Annotated in this window: 14 protein-coding genes; 8 read left to right on the plus strand and 6 right to left on the minus strand. The window is 69.6% G+C overall.

Annotation, left to right across the window (positions count from 1 at the left end; genetic code table 11):
• The first annotated feature begins 160 nt into the window (after window positions 1-160).
• Entirely contained in the window at window positions 161-328 is a 168-nt protein-coding gene (locus AB0E69_RS22435; protein WP_012923066.1) for a DUF3117 domain-containing protein, read from the plus strand.
• 184 nt (window positions 329-512) lie between these two features.
• Complete coding sequence (locus AB0E69_RS22440) at window positions 513-1,991, plus strand: leucyl aminopeptidase family protein (RefSeq protein ID WP_360149071.1); 1,479 nt, start codon at window positions 513-515, stop codon at window positions 1,989-1,991.
• A gap of 62 nt (window positions 1,992-2,053) precedes the next feature.
• On the opposite strand, the gene AB0E69_RS22445 is transcribed toward AB0E69_RS22440, so the two are convergent.
• Complete coding sequence (locus tag AB0E69_RS22445; protein WP_360149074.1) at window positions 2,054-2,911, minus strand: oxidoreductase; 858 nt, start codon at window positions 2,909-2,911, stop codon at window positions 2,054-2,056.
• A gap of 103 nt (window positions 2,912-3,014) precedes the next feature.
• Between AB0E69_RS22445 and AB0E69_RS22450 the strand changes: the two genes are divergently transcribed.
• Window positions 3,015-3,923 carry a helix-turn-helix transcriptional regulator gene (locus AB0E69_RS22450; protein WP_360149077.1) on the plus strand — a complete coding sequence of 303 codons (909 nt, stop codon included), beginning with the start codon at window positions 3,015-3,017 and terminating at the stop codon, window positions 3,921-3,923.
• Here the strand turns inward: AB0E69_RS22450 and AB0E69_RS22455 are convergent.
• The 5 genes from AB0E69_RS22455 to AB0E69_RS22475 all read right to left on the minus strand — a co-directional run bounded on the left by AB0E69_RS22455 (window position 3,895) and on the right by AB0E69_RS22475 (window position 9,446).
• Window positions 3,895-5,139, minus strand: a complete 1,245-nt coding sequence (locus AB0E69_RS22455) for a hypothetical protein (protein ID WP_360149080.1) — start codon at window positions 5,137-5,139, stop codon at window positions 3,895-3,897. The genes AB0E69_RS22450 and AB0E69_RS22455 overlap by 29 nt on opposite strands.
• A 2-nt stretch (window positions 5,140-5,141) precedes the next feature.
• A complete protein-coding gene (locus tag AB0E69_RS22460) occupies window positions 5,142-6,380 on the minus strand; it encodes a hypothetical protein (protein ID WP_360149083.1) in 1,239 nt (412 codons plus the stop codon).
• Window positions 6,377-7,630, minus strand: coding sequence for a hypothetical protein (locus AB0E69_RS22465; protein ID WP_360149086.1), 1,254 nt, complete (start codon window positions 7,628-7,630; stop codon window positions 6,377-6,379). Before AB0E69_RS22465 ends, AB0E69_RS22460 begins: the two co-directional genes overlap by 4 nt.
• An 83-nt stretch (window positions 7,631-7,713) precedes the next feature.
• On the minus strand, window positions 7,714-8,868 hold the full coding sequence (gene glgA / locus AB0E69_RS22470) for a glycogen synthase (protein WP_360149089.1): 1,155 nt from the start codon (window positions 8,866-8,868) through the stop codon (window positions 7,714-7,716).
• A gap of 29 nt (window positions 8,869-8,897) precedes the next feature.
• Window positions 8,898-9,446 (minus strand): GNAT family N-acetyltransferase, encoded by a 549-nt coding sequence (locus tag AB0E69_RS22475; protein WP_360149092.1) that lies wholly within the window; start codon window positions 9,444-9,446, stop codon window positions 8,898-8,900.
• Window positions 9,447-9,510: 64 nt separating this feature from the next.
• Here AB0E69_RS22475 and glgC point away from each other — a divergent pair, with 64 nt between their 5' ends.
• Genes glgC through AB0E69_RS22500 form a run of 5 tightly spaced genes read left to right on the plus strand, consistent with a single transcriptional unit; the run spans window position 9,511 to window position 15,218 of the window.
• Window positions 9,511-10,773: a glucose-1-phosphate adenylyltransferase gene (gene glgC, locus AB0E69_RS22480; RefSeq protein WP_360149095.1), complete on the plus strand. Its 1,263-nt coding sequence runs from the start codon at window positions 9,511-9,513 to the stop codon at window positions 10,771-10,773.
• Window positions 10,770-12,026, plus strand: coding sequence for a kynureninase (gene kynU / locus AB0E69_RS22485; protein WP_360149098.1), 1,257 nt, complete (start codon window positions 10,770-10,772; stop codon window positions 12,024-12,026). Before glgC ends, kynU begins: the two co-directional genes overlap by 4 nt.
• Window positions 12,023-13,321 carry an NAD(P)/FAD-dependent oxidoreductase gene (locus tag AB0E69_RS22490; protein ID WP_360149101.1) on the plus strand — a complete coding sequence of 433 codons (1,299 nt, stop codon included), beginning with the start codon at window positions 12,023-12,025 and terminating at the stop codon, window positions 13,319-13,321. Before kynU ends, AB0E69_RS22490 begins: the two co-directional genes overlap by 4 nt.
• A complete protein-coding gene (locus AB0E69_RS22495) occupies window positions 13,318-14,820 on the plus strand; it encodes a 2-hydroxymuconic semialdehyde dehydrogenase (protein WP_360149104.1) in 1,503 nt (500 codons plus the stop codon). Before AB0E69_RS22490 ends, AB0E69_RS22495 begins: the two co-directional genes overlap by 4 nt.
• On the plus strand, window positions 14,817-15,218 hold the full coding sequence (locus AB0E69_RS22500; protein WP_360149107.1) for a RidA family protein: 402 nt from the start codon (window positions 14,817-14,819) through the stop codon (window positions 15,216-15,218). Before AB0E69_RS22495 ends, AB0E69_RS22500 begins: the two co-directional genes overlap by 4 nt.
• Window positions 15,219-15,229: the final 11 nt, after the last annotated feature.

Consider the following 15,229-nt stretch of genomic DNA (forward strand, 5'->3'; position numbering starts at 1 on the left):
CTTGAGTCTGCCGTATGGTGCACGGCCTTGGCCTGAGATCGGGAATAATGGGGTGCGATACACACTGCGATACGCGCCGACGGCGCATCACCGCAACGGCGCCGGCGACGGTCCCGCGCGGTGTCGTCGCTCAACACCGACACTGGGAAGGGGTGCGCGCATGGCGGCGATGAAGCCGCGGACGGGCGATGGTCCGCTCGAGGTCACCAAGGAGGGCCGGGGGATCGTGATGCGGGTTCCGCTCGAGGGCGGCGGCCGGCTCGTCGTCGAGCTCAACGCCGACGAAGCCACCGAGCTCGGCAACGCGCTCAAGGCTGTCGTCGGCTGACGGCGCCTGGGGTGACCGCGCCCCAAACCCTCAAATCCTTCCGACCCCGGTGGGTGCTCTTTTCGGCACCGGCCGGGGTCGTTACGGTTGGGGCCGGATTTACATCTACTTCTGATCAAAGTTCAGTGAGGTCCTCCTAGTGGCTCGCCGCAGCAGTTCGTCCCCGTTCCCGAGTCTTCCGGCCGTGGCCTGGCAGCCCGGGCTCCCGGTTCACGGCACGCGGGAGTGGGTGATCGTGGTCGGCGACGGCGAGAGCGGTCTGCCCGCCGCCGCGAAGGAGGCCGGCGAGCGGCTCGGCATCGATCTCGACCGGCTGCTGGAGGTCCAGCGGGAGACCGGGTTCACGCCGTCGGCCGGTGCCACCGTGGCGTACCCGTTGCTGACGGGTGACGTGGCCGAGGTCCTGCTGGTCGGGGCCGGGGACGGCAGCGGCAAGGACCTGCGACACGCCGGCGCGGCGATCGCGCGGTACGGGCGGGGCAAGGACGAGCTCACCACAATCGTTGCTGAGGGCATCGATGACGCGGCGCTGCAGGCGTTTGCGGAGGGTGTGGTGCTCGGGTCGTTCGCGTACACGCAGAAGACTGTCGACCCGGGCAAGCCCGCGGTCGGGCGGATCACCGTGACGGACGGCTCGGACGCGGCGCGGCAGCCGGCGATCGATCGTGGTGTCGTGGTCGGGCGGACCGGGTGGGTGGCCCGTCAGCTCGCGATCACCCCGTCGAACGAGAAGGACCCGGCGTGGCTGGCCGCGCGGTCGACGGAGCTGGCCGCGGCGACCGGGCTCGAGGCGACGGTCTGGGACGAGAAGCAGCTTGCCGCGGAAGGCTTCGGCGGCATCCTCGCGGTCGGTTCGGGGTCGACACGGCCGCCGCGGTTCATCCGGCTCGACTACGTGCCTGCCGGCGCGACGCGGAAGACGCCGTACGTCGTGCTGGTCGGCAAGGGGATCACGTACGACACCGGCGGTCTGTCGCTGAAGCCACGCGAGGGCATGGTGTCGATGAAGCGCGACATGACCGGCGGCGGGTCGGTGATCGCGACGATGTCCGCGCTGCGCGAGCTCGGTGCCCAGGTCAAGGTCACCGGCTTGATCTGCGCGGCCGAGAACATGCCCTCCGGGACGGCGTACCGGCCGGACGACGTGATCCGGCACTACGGCGGCCGGACCACCGAGGTGAAGAACACCGACGCCGAGGGCCGGCTGGTGATGGCGGACGGGCTCGCGTACGCCGTCAACGAGCTGAAGCCGGACGTCCTGATCGACATCGCCACGCTGACCGGCGCGATCAAGGTCTCGCTCGGCTCGATGCTGTACGGCGGGATGTTCGCCACCGACGACGCGCTCGCCGACAACCTGGCCGACGCCGGCCGGATCTCCGGTGAGGAGCTGTGGCGGATGCCGCTGCCGGCGGAGTACGAGGACCTGATCTCGACCCCGATCGCCGACTCGGTCAACAGCTCCAAGGGCCCCGGCTCCATCACCGCCGCCCTCTTCCTGAAGGCGTTCACCGGAGACATCCCCTGGGCCCATCTGGACCTGTCCTCGATCGCCGAGTCTCCCTCTGACCGCTTCGAGTACTCCACCGGAGCCACCGGCGCCGGCGCCCGCCTCCTCACCACCTGGCTAACCTCCGACGCACCGACCTCAGGTATCGGCTAACACCTACCCGCTCAGCCCCGGCAGACCTCCAGCTTCAGCCGGGGTGGCGTTGGGCGTGGGGCTCATTGGGCGCCGATCTCGTTGAGTTCGGTTACTGCGTCTGCGGGGAGGACCAGGTCGCGAGCGGCCGTGTTCTCGCGGAGGTGGTCGAGTGAGGACGTGCCGGGGATGACGACGCTGGTCGACGAGCGCTGGAGGAGCCAGGCGAGGGCTACCTGCTGCGGGGTGGCGTCCAGGCGAGTGGCGATCTTGGCGAGGGTTTCGGACTGGAGTGGGGTGAAGCCGCCGAGCGGGAAGAAGGAGGCGAAGACGATGTTGTTGTCGGCGCAGTAGTCGACGACCGCGTCGTCGTCGCGGCGGACCAGGTTGTAGAGGTTCTGGACGGTCACGACCGGAGCGATGGCCTGCGCCTCGCGGATCTGAGGAACGGTGACGCCGCTCAGGCCCAGGTGGCGGATCAGGCCCTCCTGCTGCAGCTCGGCGAGCACGGTGAACGGCCGCGCGATCGACTCCTCGCTGCCGCCGTCGTGGGCCGCGCTGCGGAAGTTGACGACGTCCAGGACGTCGAGGCCGAGGTGCTCGAGGTTCTCGTGCACCTGTGCACGCAGGTCGTCGGGCTCTTCCGAGTGGATCCAGCTGCCGTCGTCGCCGCGCCGGGCTCCGACCTTGGTGACCAGGTGCAGATCCGCCGGATACGGGTACAGCGCCTCCTTGATGATCTCGTTGACGACGGCCGGCCCGTAGAAGTCGCTGGTGTCGATGTGAGTGATGCCCAGCTCGACGGCTTCCCGCAGTACGGCGATCGCCTGGGCACGGTCCTTCGGCGGGCCGAAGACCCCGGGACCGGCCAGCTGCATGGCGCCGTACCCCATCCGGGTGATGGTCAGGTCGTCGGCGGGCGTGATGGTTGAGTTCGTCATGCCTCCACTGTTCGTCGCACGGGCGGGCGCAGGGAGTACCCCCTCGTTCCTGGTAGTGACAGGACCCAGTCACCCAGGCGATCGCCGGTCTACCGTGGAGCTCATGGACAGCACGAACGCCCTCGGCGAGTACCTCCGGGCCCGGCGCGAGCAGGTCCGGCCCGAGGACGTCGGCATCCGGAGCATCGGCCTGCGCCGCGTCCCGGGCCTGCGCCGCGAGGAGGTCGCGATGCTGGCCGGCATCAGCTCGGACTACTACCTCCGCCTCGAGCGGGGCCGGGACCGCAACCCGTCCGTGCAGGTCCTCGAAGCCCTGGCCGACGTACTGCGGCTGGACCCGGACGCGACCGCCTACCTGATCAGCCTCGCCCAGGAGCGCCCGCACGTCACGCCCAAGCCCCGCGCGACCGGCCGAGTCCCGGCCAGCATCGTCGAACTGATCGACGGCCTGCCGAACCACCCGGCGTACGTGCAGAACAAGTACACCGACTGCCTCGCCGTCAACCCGCTCTGCGCGGCGCTGTCCCCGAACTACGCCGTCGGCGTCAACCTCCTCACCGCTGTGCTCCTCGACCCCCGCGAACGGGCCCTGCGCCGCGACTGGGACGACCTGACCGAGGAAGGCGTCGCCATCCTCCGCACCGAGCTCGGCCCGAACGTCGACGACCCGCGCCTCAAGGAACTGGTCGGCGACCTGTCCGTCCGCAGCGACCGCTTCCGTCAGCTCTGGGCCCGCCATGAGGTCCGCCCGCGCAAGGGCCGGCTCAGCCAGCTCACCCACCCGGAGGTCGGCGAGCTCAACCTGCGCTCCGACAAGCTGACCATCGGCGGCACCGACGGCATGACCCTGGTCGTCTTCCACGCCGTGCCCGGCTCCCGCGACGTCGAGTCCCTGGCCCTCCTCGGCAGCCTCGTCGCCTCGAGCACCGACCACGATGAGCACCAGGAAGCGGGCGAGGCGCCGGAGCAGAGCACGCAGCCCACTAAGCCCAGCGACCGAACGCACGAATGATTTCCGGGTACGCCGCGCCTGCCGTGCCCACATGGTCGACCGGGCCCATGGAGTGGACCGTGACCTCGGCGCCACGGGACCGGAACGCCGCCGCACAGACGTCCGCGTTCGCGGGGATCACGGTCGTGTCCTCGGTGCCGCTGTAGAGATGGACCGGCACCCGCGGGGTCCAGTCGTGACAGATCGCGTCGGCCTCCTGCAAGGCACGCAGGTAGCGTCCGCCCGGGTGCTTCAGCTGCGCCAGGAACGCCGGTGTGAACAGCTTGTCCGGGGAGTCGGGCAGTGACCCAGAGATCTCTTCCGGGGTGTGCAGCCCGTCGAACAGTCCCTCGACCTTCGCCGCGTAGGGTTTCCGGAACGCGTCCTCCGGCTTGTCGTACAGCCCGACCGTCCGGTCCCACGCGGTGACGAAATGCGCGAGGTACGCGGTCGCCGCCTGCGGTAGCACCCGTCCGTCGAGGGCAGCCGGCAGCTCGGTCCGGAGCAGGTCGAACGGTCCGGCGACGGCCCGGAGCTCACCGAGCCGGAAGGGCCCGGCTTCGCCGCGGCTGAGCGCGCGGCCGACGCCGAGCGTGGCTCGGCCGCCCTGCGAGAACCCGGTGACCAGTACGTCGCGCTTAAGCGTGACGCCATGTCTGGTCGTGAAGGATCGGGCCGCGAGCAGCAGGTCGATCGACGCTGTGGTCTCGGTCTTGGTGTCCAGGTAGGGATGCAGTCCCGGACCGAGCCCCAGCCCGAGGTAGTCAGGCGCAAGGCTGACCAGGCCCTGCCCGGCGAACAGTGCTTCCGGGACGAGCGCGTCATCCGAGTCGAGATCCACCGAGGGGGCGAGCGCTTTGGTGCTGGTGCTGCCGTGCAGGTACTCCGTGGCTGTCAACGCTCCCCGCTGTCCGTCGGGCAGGACGACCAGCCCGCTGGCAGTGATCGGCCGGTTGTCGTGGTCGATCGTCCGGTAGATGAGCCGGTACAACGTGACGTCATGGATGGCGTGCGGCGTCCCGGGGAGGTCGACCGCGGCGGCGTCCAGTTGCGCGGCGGTAGCGTGACCGACCCGAACCGCCGACACCACCGAGCCACGCGATGCGTGCGTACTGGTCCTGGTCACGGCGGCCTCGGACAGGGTCGGTCGATGCACGGCACCGAACGCTGCGGCCGCACAGGCCAGCAAGGCAGCGGTGGTGAGGATGGTGACGGTCTTGGTGAGGCGATTGGTCATGATCAGGCCCATCTGCTGAACGCGCGGACGATCTCCGGGTACGCGGCCGATGCCGTGCCCATGTGGTCGACCGCGCCCATCGAGTGGAGCTCGACGTCAGCTCCCCGGGCACGGAACGATGCCGCGCAGACGTCCGCGTTCGCTGCGACCACGTCCCTGTCCTTGGTGCCGGTGTACAGGTGGACCGGGACTCGTGGCGTCCAGTCGTGGCAGATCTGGTCGGCCGCCCGCAACGCGCGCAGATACCTCCCGCTGGGGTGCTTCAGCTTCTCCAGGAACGCCGGCGTGAAGAGCTTGTCCGGAGTGTCCGGCAGCGACCCGAAGATCTCGTCGGGGGTGTGCAGCCCGTCGAACAGTCCCTCGATCTTCGCCGCGTACGGCGCCCGGAACGCGTCCGACGGCTGGTCGTACATCCCGACAGTGCGGTCCCACGCGGTCACGAAGTACGCGAGGTACGCCGTCGCCGACTGCGGCAGCACCCGGCCGTCGAAGGCTGCCGGCAGCTCGGTGTTGAGCAGGTCGTACGGCCCGGCGACGGCCCGGATCTCCCCGAGCCGGAAGGACCCGGCGTCGCCGCGGCTCAGCGCCCGGCCGACGCCGAGCGTCGCGCGGCCACCCTGGGAGAACCCGGTCACCAGCACGTCCCGCTTCAGTGCCACGCCGCGCCTGGCCGCGAACGACCGTGCCGCGAGCAGCAGGTCGGTGGAGGCCGTGGTCTCGGTCTTCGTGTCGATGTACGGGTGCCGCCCCGGGCCGAGGCCGAGCCCGAGGTAGTCCGGAGCGACGCCGACAAGTCCCTGCCCGGCGAGCGACGCCGCCATGATCCGCTCATCCGACTCGGGATTCACCGACGCGGCGAGCGCCTTGGTGCCGGTCGTGCCGTGCAGGTACTCCGCGACGGTCAGCGCGCCGCGCCGTCCGTCGGGCAGTACGACGAGCCCGCTCGCGGTGATTGGCCGGTTGTCGTGGTCGATCGTCCGGTAGACGAGCCGGTACAGCGTGACGGCGTGCACGGCTGCCGGCGTACCGGGGAAGTCGGCCGCGGCCGCGTCGAGTTGGGCCGCGGTGAAGTGGGCGATGGGCACCGCCGAGACCAGCGAGCCACGCGGAGTGTGGACGCTGGTGACGGCGGATTCGGACAGTGTGGGTTGATGAACCGCGCCGTACGCCGACGCGGGGAAGGCCAGCAAGGCTGCGGTGGCGAGGGTGGCGGCGACGGTCTTGGTGAGGCGGTTGGTCATGTCAGGCCCATCTGCTGAAGGTGCGGATGATCTCGGGGTAGGCGGCGAAGGCAGTGCCGGTGTGGTCGACCGGACCCAGGTCGTGGACGGTCACGTCGGCACCGTGCCGCTTCAGTGCAGCTGCGCAGGCAGTGGTGTTCGCCGCAGTCACGTCGGTGTCCTTCGTGCCGCTGTAGAGGTGGACCGGCACTCGTGGGGTCCAGTCGCAAACTTGGTCGGCTGCGCGGGCTTCCTGGCGGAGGCGACCGATCGGGTGCTGGATGAGCTTCAGGAACTCCGGTGTGAACAGCTTCGACGGCGAATCCCGGCAAGCCCTGCCGGATCTCGTCCTCGCCGTGTGTGCCGTCGAACAGCGCCGGCACGGTCTTCGCGTACTTCGCCTGGAACGCCACGCGCGGGTCGTCGTACAGCCTGAGGCGCTCGTTCCACGCGGTGACCAGGTAGGCGAGGTAGAACGTCGCCGTCGAGGGCAGCAGCCGCCCGTCGAACGACGCCGGGAACTCGCTGCCGAGCAGGTCGTACGGACCCGCGACAGCGCGGATCTCGCCCACTCGGAAGGAGCCGGCCGCGCCTCGCGACAGCTCCCGGCCGAGAGCGACCGACGCGCGACCGCCCTGGGAGAAGCCGGTGACCAGTACATCCCGCTTCAGCACGACCCCGTGCTGCGCCGCGAACGTCCGCGCCGCGAGGAGTAAGTCGATCGACGAGGTCGTCTCGGTCCTGCTGTCCAGGTACTGCGGCCGGCCCGGCACGAGACCCAGCCCGAGGTAGTCCGGCGCGATCCCGACCAGCCCCTGCCCCGCGAACAGGGCCGTCACCAGCCGGTCCTCCGAATTGTCGTCGACCGTCGCGGCGGCCGCCTTTGTGGGGTTGGTGCCGTGCAGGTACACGGTCGGAGTCAGCGCGCCGCGCTTCCCGTTCGGGAGAATGACGAGACCGCTGGCGGTGGTGGGCTGGCCGTCGTGCTCGGCTGTTCGGTAGATCAGCCGGTAGGCCGTGACGCCGTACCGCGACGCCGGCGCGCCGGCGAAGTCGGCCGACGCGGTGGTGAGTTGCTCGGCGGTCAGCTGCGCGACCGGCACGACGGACACGATCGCGCCGCGCTGGACGTGCCCATGGGTGGTGGTGTTGGCGACGGCCGCCTCGGCGAGTGACGGCTGGCTGGCGGTGACATAGGCGGACACGCCGCTCGCGACCAGAGCGGCAGTGCCGAGCGTGGCGACGACGGTCTTGGGAACCTGCGGTGTCATGCCCTAAGTCAACGGGCGGCGCCGCTTGCTCGCTATGGTACTGACCCCCGAGTTGGAGGTGGGGTTATCCCTACCTTTCCCTTCTACAGAAGGGATCTGTAGAGCTCGAGGGTGCGCTCGGCGACCGCGTCCCAGCCGAACTCCGAGACCGCCCGGGCGCGCCCGGCCTTGCCCAGCTCGGCGGCGCGGGCCGGGTTGTCGACCAGGGCGTTGATCCCGTTCGCGAGCCCGCGCTCGAAGGTGTCCGGGTCGTTCTCGTCGTACGGCACCAGGGTTCCGGTCACGCCGTCGTCGACGACCTCGGGGATGCCGCCGACCGCGCTCGCGACGACGGCCGTCTCGCACGCCATCGCCTCCAGGTTGACGATGCCGAGCGGCTCGTAGATCGACGGGCAGCAGAAGGCCAGCGCGTGCGTGAGCACCTGGCGGACCTCCTCGCGCGGCAGCATCTCGGAGACCACGAACACGCCGTCCCGGGCCATCCGCAGGTCCTCGATCAGCGCGTCCGTTTCCGCCTTCAGCTCGACCGTGTCGGCGGCACCGGCCAGCAGCACGAGCTGCACGGACGGATCCAGCCGCAGGCCGGCCCGCAGCAGGTGCGGCACGCCCTTCTGCCGGGTGATGCGGCCGACGAACGTCACGTACGGCCGGTTCAGGTCCACACCGAGCCGCTCGAGCACGTTCGTCGCCGGGTCCGGGTGGTAGAAGTCGGCGTCGATCCCGTTCGAGATGACGTGCACCTTCGCCGGGTCGATGGCGGGGTAGCAGTCCAAGACGTCGTCGCGCATGCCAGGACTGACGGCGACGACGGCATCGGCCGCCTCGTACGCCGTCTGCTCGGCCCAGCTGGACAGCCGGTACCCACCGCCGAGCTGCTCAGCCTTCCACGGGCGCCGCGGCTCCAGCGAGTGCGCGGTGACCACGTGCGGGACGCCGTACAGCAGCTTGGCCCAGTGGCCGGCCATGTTGGCGTACCAGGTGTGCGAGTGCATCAGCTGGGAGTCGCCGACCGCGGCCGTGATGGTGAGGTCGGTCGACAGGATCCGCAGTGCCGCGTTCGCACCGGGCAGCCGGGGGTCGTCCTCGGAGTGTGCGGTCGCGCCCTTGCGGGGCTCGCCCATGCAGTGCACGTCCACGTCGATCAGCCGGCGTAGCTCGCGGACCAAGAAGTCCACGTGCACGCCCGCCCCGCCGTACACGTCCGGTGGGTACTCACGCGTCAGGATGGCGACCTTCATGAGCCCGACCTTAGGCCATGTCTGGGAGATCAGCCGACGTGTGTCGGCACCCAGAAGCGCAGCTTTCCGTGTCGTTCGTCTTCCAGTTCGCCACCAGCTGCCTCGATCACCTTGCGCGATCCGGCATTGTCCGCATCGCAGGTGACCAGGGCCGGGTCGATACCGAGCGCCGCTGCCACCGGCAGCGACTGGACCAGCATCTGGGTCGCGTACCCACGGCGCCGGGCCGACGGACGGACGCAGTACCCGATGTGACCGCCCACCTCGTTCAGCGCCGCGGTCAGCCAGTGCCGGATCGACAACCGGCCCAGGAACTCGTCGCCGTCGACGAACCACAGCACGGTCTGGTGCACCAGGTCGTCCGGCAGCTCGGTGTCCGGGTCGGCCTCGGTCTTGATCGCCTCGACCAGCCGGGCGAACTCGGCCGGGTCCGCGGCCTGCTCGCGGGTCCAGTCCTCCTCGAAGGGTCCGGCGATGGACCGTGCGCCCATCCACCGCTCCAGGTGCGGCCCCAGCTCGTCCCAGGCGGCCAGGAACGACTGGTGAACGGCAACAGTAGGTTCGGTGAGGATCGGCATCCCTTCAGTGTGGCGACGCGCGCAACGGTTCAGCCAGTGGGGGTTCGAGGGCTAAGGTGCGGACATGGCAAAGGCGCCCAGAGTTCTCGGAATCGTGCTGGCCGGTGGCGAGGGCAAGCGGCTGATGCCGCTGACGGCGGACCGGGCCAAACCGGCCGTCCCGTTCGGTGGCAGTTACCGCCTGATCGACTTCGTGCTGTCGAACCTGGTCAACGCCGGCTACCGGAACCTGTTCGTGCTGACGCAGTACAAGTCGCACTCGCTGGACCGGCACGTGACGGTCACCTGGCGGATGTCCACCCTGCTCGGCAACTTCGTCAGTTGCGTGCCGGCCCAGCAGCGGCTCGGCCCGCAGTGGTACCAGGGCAGCGCGGACGCGATCTACCAGTCGATGAACCTGATCGAGGACTTCCAGCCCGACATCATCGTGGTGTTCGGCGCCGACCACGTGTACCGGATGGACGCGTCCCAGATGGTCGCCGCGCACCTCGCGCGGGGCAACGGCGTGACCGTGGCCGGGATCCGGGTGCCGCGGGCAGAGGCGAGCGAGTTCGGCGTGATCAAGACCGGTCCGGACGGGCACGCGATCGAGGAGTTCCTGGAGAAGCCCGCCGACCCGCCCGGGCTGCCGGACTCGCCGGACGAGACGTTCGCCTCGATGGGCAACTACGTGTTCAGCCGGGACGTGCTGGTCGAGGCGCTCCGCAAGGACGCCGCCAATCCGGCCTCCCGGCACGACATGGGCGGCGACATCGTCCCGATGCTGGTTGCCGAGGGCAAGGCCGGCGTCTACGACTTCCAGGAGAACGACGTACCCGGGGCGCTGGACCGGGACCGGTCGTACTGGCGGGACGTGGGCTCGCTGGACTCGTACCACGAGGCGCACATGGACCTGGTGTCGATCCAGCCCGTGTTCAACCTCTACAACCTCGACTGGCCGATCTTCACCTCGCACCCGCAGCTGCCCGGAGCGAAGTTCACCGACGACGCCACCGTCGGCGAGTCGATCGTCTGCCAGGGGTCGATCGTGACCGGGGCCTGCGTGGACCACTCGGTGCTCGGTTCGAACGTGATCGTCAGCTCGGGAGCGCGGATCGAGCGCTCGGTGATCATGGACAACTGCAAGATCGGCAAGGACGTGGTGCTGAAGAACGTCATCCTGGACAAGAACGTCGTGGTCCCGGACGGCGTCGAGATTGGGGTCGACCCGGACTACGACCGCGAGCGCGGGTTCGTCGTGTCCAAGGGCGGCGTGACCGTGCTCGGCAAGGGCCAGGTGATCGAGCCCCCGAAGGCCGCCGTCCAGGAAGCCGCAGCCGAGGCGTGACGAGCGAGCAGGAGGCGCTGGAGCTCGATGCCACGGACCCCGGGCACCGGGACCTCTTCGACGTGCCGCCGGCACAGGGGGGTGACTACCCGGAGGTGGCGTACTTCGCCGGCAACTCGCTCGGGCTGCGGCCGAAGGCGACCCGCACCGAGCTGCTCGAGGACCTCGACTCCTGGGCGTCCCTGGGCGTCGAGGGACACCTGGACGCGGGCAGGCCGTGGCTGCCGTACCACGAGCTGTTGACGGGACCTGCGGCCCGGCTGGTCGGTGCACTGCCCAGCGAAACCGTGGTGATGAACTCCCTCACCGTCAACCTGCACCTGCTGATGGTGTCGTTCTACCGGCCCACTCGGTCCCGGCACCGGATCGTCATCGAGGACTCTGCCTTCCCGTCCGACAGCTACGCGGTGCGGTCCCAGGTCCGCTTCCACGGGTACGACGCTGACGACGCAGTCATCCGGCTCCGGCCGCGACCGGGCGAGGACAGCCTTCGTACTGCGGACGTGGTCGAGCAGCTGGGTGCTGACGTCGCACTGGTCCTGCTGGGTGGCGTGAACTACCTGACCGGTGAGCTGATGGACATCCCAACGATCACCCAAGCGGGTCACGCGGCCGGTGCGGTCGTCGGCTGGGACCTGGCCCACGCAGCAGGCAACGTACCGCTGTCGCTGCACGACTGGGACGTGGACTTCGCGGCCTGGTGCTCGTACAAGTACCTCAACTCCGGTCCGGGCGCACTGGCCGGTGCCTTCGTGCACGAGCGGCACCTGGACGCGGACCTGCTGCGCTTCGAGGGCTGGTGGAGCACGGAGGCGTCGACGCGGTTCGAGATGACGCCGGAGTGCCGCCCGCCGGCGTCCGCCGACGCGTGGCAGGTGTCGAACCCGCCGATCTTCTCGATGAGCCCGGTGCGTACGTCGCTGGAGGTGTTCGACAAGATCGGCATCGACGTACTGCGAGAGCGCAGTCTGCGATTGACGTCGTACCTGGAGAGTCTGTTGGCAGAGGTGGTGGAAGGACGGCCGTTGCGGATGATCACTCCGACGGACCCGTCCCGGCGTGGTGCGCAGCTGTCGCTGCGGGTCGGCGGCACGCGTGCGGGTGAGCTGTCCCGGCGGCTGCGGTTCGGGTACGGCGTGATCGCGGACGCCAGGGAGCCCGACGTACTGCGGCTGGCTCCGGTGCCGCTCTACTCGACGTACCACGACTGCTGGCGGGCGGCGACTGCTCTGGCCGAGGCGGTGCCGGCATGAGGGTCGCCATCGTCGGAGCCGGTCTGACCGGGAGCCTGCTGGGCTGCTTCCTGGCCCGGCGTGGGCTGTCGGTGACGCTGTACGAGCGCCGGCCGGACCCGCGGGTCGCACAGGTCGAGCGGGGCCGGTCGATCAACCTGGCGATCTCGGAGCGCGGTCTGGACGCGCTCCGGCGGATCGGACTGCTCGACCAGGTGATGGCTGACGCGCTACCGATGAAGGGCCGGATGATTCACCCGGTTACCGGCCCACTGGACTTCCAGCAGTACTCGGCCTCGGGGGACCGGGCGATCAACTCGATCAGCCGCGGCGCGCTGAACAACGCACTGCTCACCGCGGCTGCAGCAGCTCCTGGTGTGTCGGTGTGCTTCGAGCACCGTTTGGTGGAGCTGGACTCCCAGGCCGGCCGCATGGTGTTCGCGACGCCGTCTGGCAAGGTCTCGATCACCGCGGACGTCGTGCTGGGCGCGGACGGCGCCGGTTCCGCGGTGCGCGAGCAGCTGCTGGCCGAGGGCATCGTCGCGGAGGCGGTCGACTTCCTCGACTACGGCTACAAGGAGCTGTCGATCCCGGCCGCCGACGGCGAGTTCGCCCTCGACCCGGGCGCGCTGCACATCTGGCCGCGCGGTACGTCGATGATGATCGCCCTGCCGAACCCGGACAAGTCCTTCACCTGCACGCTGTTCTGGCCGGCCGGCTCCTTCGACGGACTGGTGTCGGCCGGCGACATCGAGGACCACTTCCGGCTGAACTACCCCGACCTGTTGCCGCTGGCCCCGAACCTGGTCGACGACTACCTGCACAACCCGGTCGGTGTGCTGGGCACTGTGCACACACTGCCCTGGCAGGCGCACGGCCGGACCGCACTGCTCGGCGACGCGGCCCACGCGATCGTCCCGTTCTACGGCCAGGGTGCGAACTGTGCCTTCGAGGACGTGGTCGAGCTGGACCGCTGCCTGGACGACACCGGCGGCTCCTGGGCCCGTGCGCTGCCGCTGTTCGAGGTGCGCCGGCGGGAGAACACCGAGGCGATCGCCGAGATGGCCCTGGCCAACTTCGTCGAGATGCGGGACAAGGTGGCGTCACCGGTCTTCCGCCTGTCGAAGCGTGTCGAGCACACGCTGGAGCGTCTCCTCCCTGGTCGGTACGTCTCCCGCTACGAGCTGGTGTCGTTCTCCACCACGCCGTACGCCGAGGTGCAGCGGCGCGTACGCCGTCAGCACCAGCTGCTGGGTGCCGGTGCGGTCGCTGCCAGTGGCCTACTGCTGACCATCGCCAGAAGGTGGCGGCGATGAGCTTGTGGGCGCCTGAGTTGCTGACCGGACAGCCGCGCGAGGTCGGTCTGCTGCAGCACTTCATCGGTGGCTCGTTCGTGGCGAGCGAGTCGCGGTTCGCGAAGGTGTCGCCGGTGACCGGCGAGCAGATCTTCGACGTGTGCGAGGCGGACCGGTCAACCGTGGACGCGGCGGTACAGGTGGCACGAGACGCGTTGCGCGGTCCCTGGGGCCGGATGAGCGAGCAGGAGCGAGCCGCAGTACTGCGACGTGTCGCGGACGGGCTGGAGCGCCGCTTCGAGGACCTGGTGGCAGCGGAGGTCGGTGACACCGGCAAGTCGATCAGCCAGGCACGGACGCTGGACATCCCGCGCGGCGCGGCCAACTTCCGTGCCTTCGCGGACTTCGCGACGACGCTGCCGACGGAGTCGTACACCACGGTCCTGCCGGACGGGCGGCGCGCGCTGAACTACGCCGTACGCAAACCGGTCGGTGTGGTCGCGATCGTCGTACCGTGGAACCTGCCGCTGCTCCTGCTCACCTGGAAGGTCGCGCCGGCGCTCGCGTGTGGCAACGCGGTCGTGGTGAAGCCGTCCGAGGAGACCCCGGCGTCGGCGACCGTGCTGGCCGAGGTGATGGCTGAGGCCGGCGTACCCGACGGTGTCTTCAACCTGGTGCACGGGTTCGGGCCGTCGTCGGCGGGGGAGTACCTGACCACGCATCCCGGGGTGGATGCCATCACGTTCACCGGCGAGTCCGCGACGGGTACGGCGATCGCGAAGGCGGCCGCGGATCGTGTCAAGGCGGTGTCCTTCGAGCTGGGCGGGAAGAACGCCGGGCTGATCTTCGCGGACGCCGATCTGGACGCGGCGGTCGAGGGCTCGGTGCGGTCGGTGTTCACGAACGGCGGACAGGTGTGCCTGTGCACGGAACGCCTCTACGTGCAGCGATCCGTGTTCGACGAGTTCACCGAGCGGCTCGCGCGGCGGGCGGCTGAGCTGACGTTCGGCTGGCCTTCCGACGCGGCGACGATGAACATGCCGCTGATCTCCAAACAGCACCGCGACAAGGTCCTCTCGTACTACGACCTCGCCCGCGCGGAGGGCGCCGAGGTGCTGACGGGCGGCGGCGTACCAACCTTCGGCGACGCCCGCGACGGTGGTTGCTACGTGCAACCAACAGTGGTCACCGGCCTCCCCGCCGACGCACGCACCAACCGCGAAGAGATCTTCGGCCCGATCTGCCACCTCGCCCCCTTCGACACCGAGGACGAGGCCTACACGCTGGCGAACGACAGTGACTACGGCCTGGCGGCCACCGTCTGGACCCGGGACGTAGGCCGAGCCCACCGGGCCGGCATCGCCCTCGACGTAGGCCTCTGCTGGATCAACACCTGGTTCCTCCGCGACCTCCGCACCCCCTTCGGCGGGACCAAACTCTCCGGCCTCGGCCGCGAAGGCGGACGCCACTCCATCGACTTCTACACCGAGCCCACCAACGTCTGCGTGGAGCTGTCATGACCCTGGTGCCGGGGAAGGCCACGCCACGGGGGCGTTATCCACATGTCCGCGTGGCCGGCGGATTCGCCTTTGTTTCCGGGACGTCGAGCCGGCGGGCGGACAACTCGATCGCCGGCGCTTCGGTGGATCCGTTGGGGACGGTGGCGCTGGACATCCGGGAACAGACGCGGGCGGTGCTGGAGAACGTTCGGGACATCCTGGGTGCCGTTGGCGCCGGGCTGGAGGATGTCGTCAGCGTGACGACGTACCTGGTGTCGATGAACGACTTCGGTGGTTACAACGAGGTGTACGGCGAGTTCTTCGACGAGAACGGGCCGGCGCGGACGACTGTCGCCGTACATCAGCTCCCACATCCGCAACTGTTGATCGAAATCTCTTGTGTCGCGGCGATCCCGTAGAAGGAGTGAAC

This window comes from Kribbella sp. NPDC026611 (assembly GCF_040638345.1).
GTDB lineage: Bacteria > Actinomycetota > Actinomycetes > Propionibacteriales > Kribbellaceae > Kribbella.

Bases quoted from the DNA above. Each gene is read 5' to 3' on its own strand.
- AB0E69_RS22490 (WP_360149101.1), top strand. From the start codon at position 12,023: ATGAGGGTCGCCATCGTCGGAGCCGGTCTGACCGGGAGCCTGCTGGGC.
- AB0E69_RS22455 (WP_360149080.1), bottom strand. From the start codon at position 5,139: ATGACCAATCGCCTCACCAAGACCGTCACCATCCTCACCACCGCTGCC.
- glgC (WP_360149095.1), top strand. From the start codon at position 9,511: ATGGCAAAGGCGCCCAGAGTTCTCGGAATCGTGCTGGCCGGTGGCGAG.
- AB0E69_RS22465 (WP_360149086.1), bottom strand. From the start codon at position 7,630: ATGACACCGCAGGTTCCCAAGACCGTCGTCGCCACGCTCGGCACTGCC.
- AB0E69_RS22495 (WP_360149104.1), top strand. From the start codon at position 13,318: ATGAGCTTGTGGGCGCCTGAGTTGCTGACCGGACAGCCGCGCGAGGTC.
- AB0E69_RS22500 (WP_360149107.1), top strand. From the start codon at position 14,817: ATGACCCTGGTGCCGGGGAAGGCCACGCCACGGGGGCGTTATCCACAT.
- AB0E69_RS22450 (WP_360149077.1), top strand. From the start codon at position 3,015: ATGGACAGCACGAACGCCCTCGGCGAGTACCTCCGGGCCCGGCGCGAG.
- glgA (WP_360149089.1), bottom strand. From the start codon at position 8,868: ATGAAGGTCGCCATCCTGACGCGTGAGTACCCACCGGACGTGTACGGC.
- AB0E69_RS22475 (WP_360149092.1), bottom strand. From the start codon at position 9,446: ATGCCGATCCTCACCGAACCTACTGTTGCCGTTCACCAGTCGTTCCTG.
- AB0E69_RS22460 (WP_360149083.1), bottom strand. From the start codon at position 6,380: ATGACCAACCGCCTCACCAAGACCGTCGCCGCCACCCTCGCCACCGCA.
- AB0E69_RS22435 (WP_012923066.1), top strand. From the start codon at position 161: ATGGCGGCGATGAAGCCGCGGACGGGCGATGGTCCGCTCGAGGTCACC.
- AB0E69_RS22445 (WP_360149074.1), bottom strand. From the start codon at position 2,911: ATGACGAACTCAACCATCACGCCCGCCGACGACCTGACCATCACCCGG.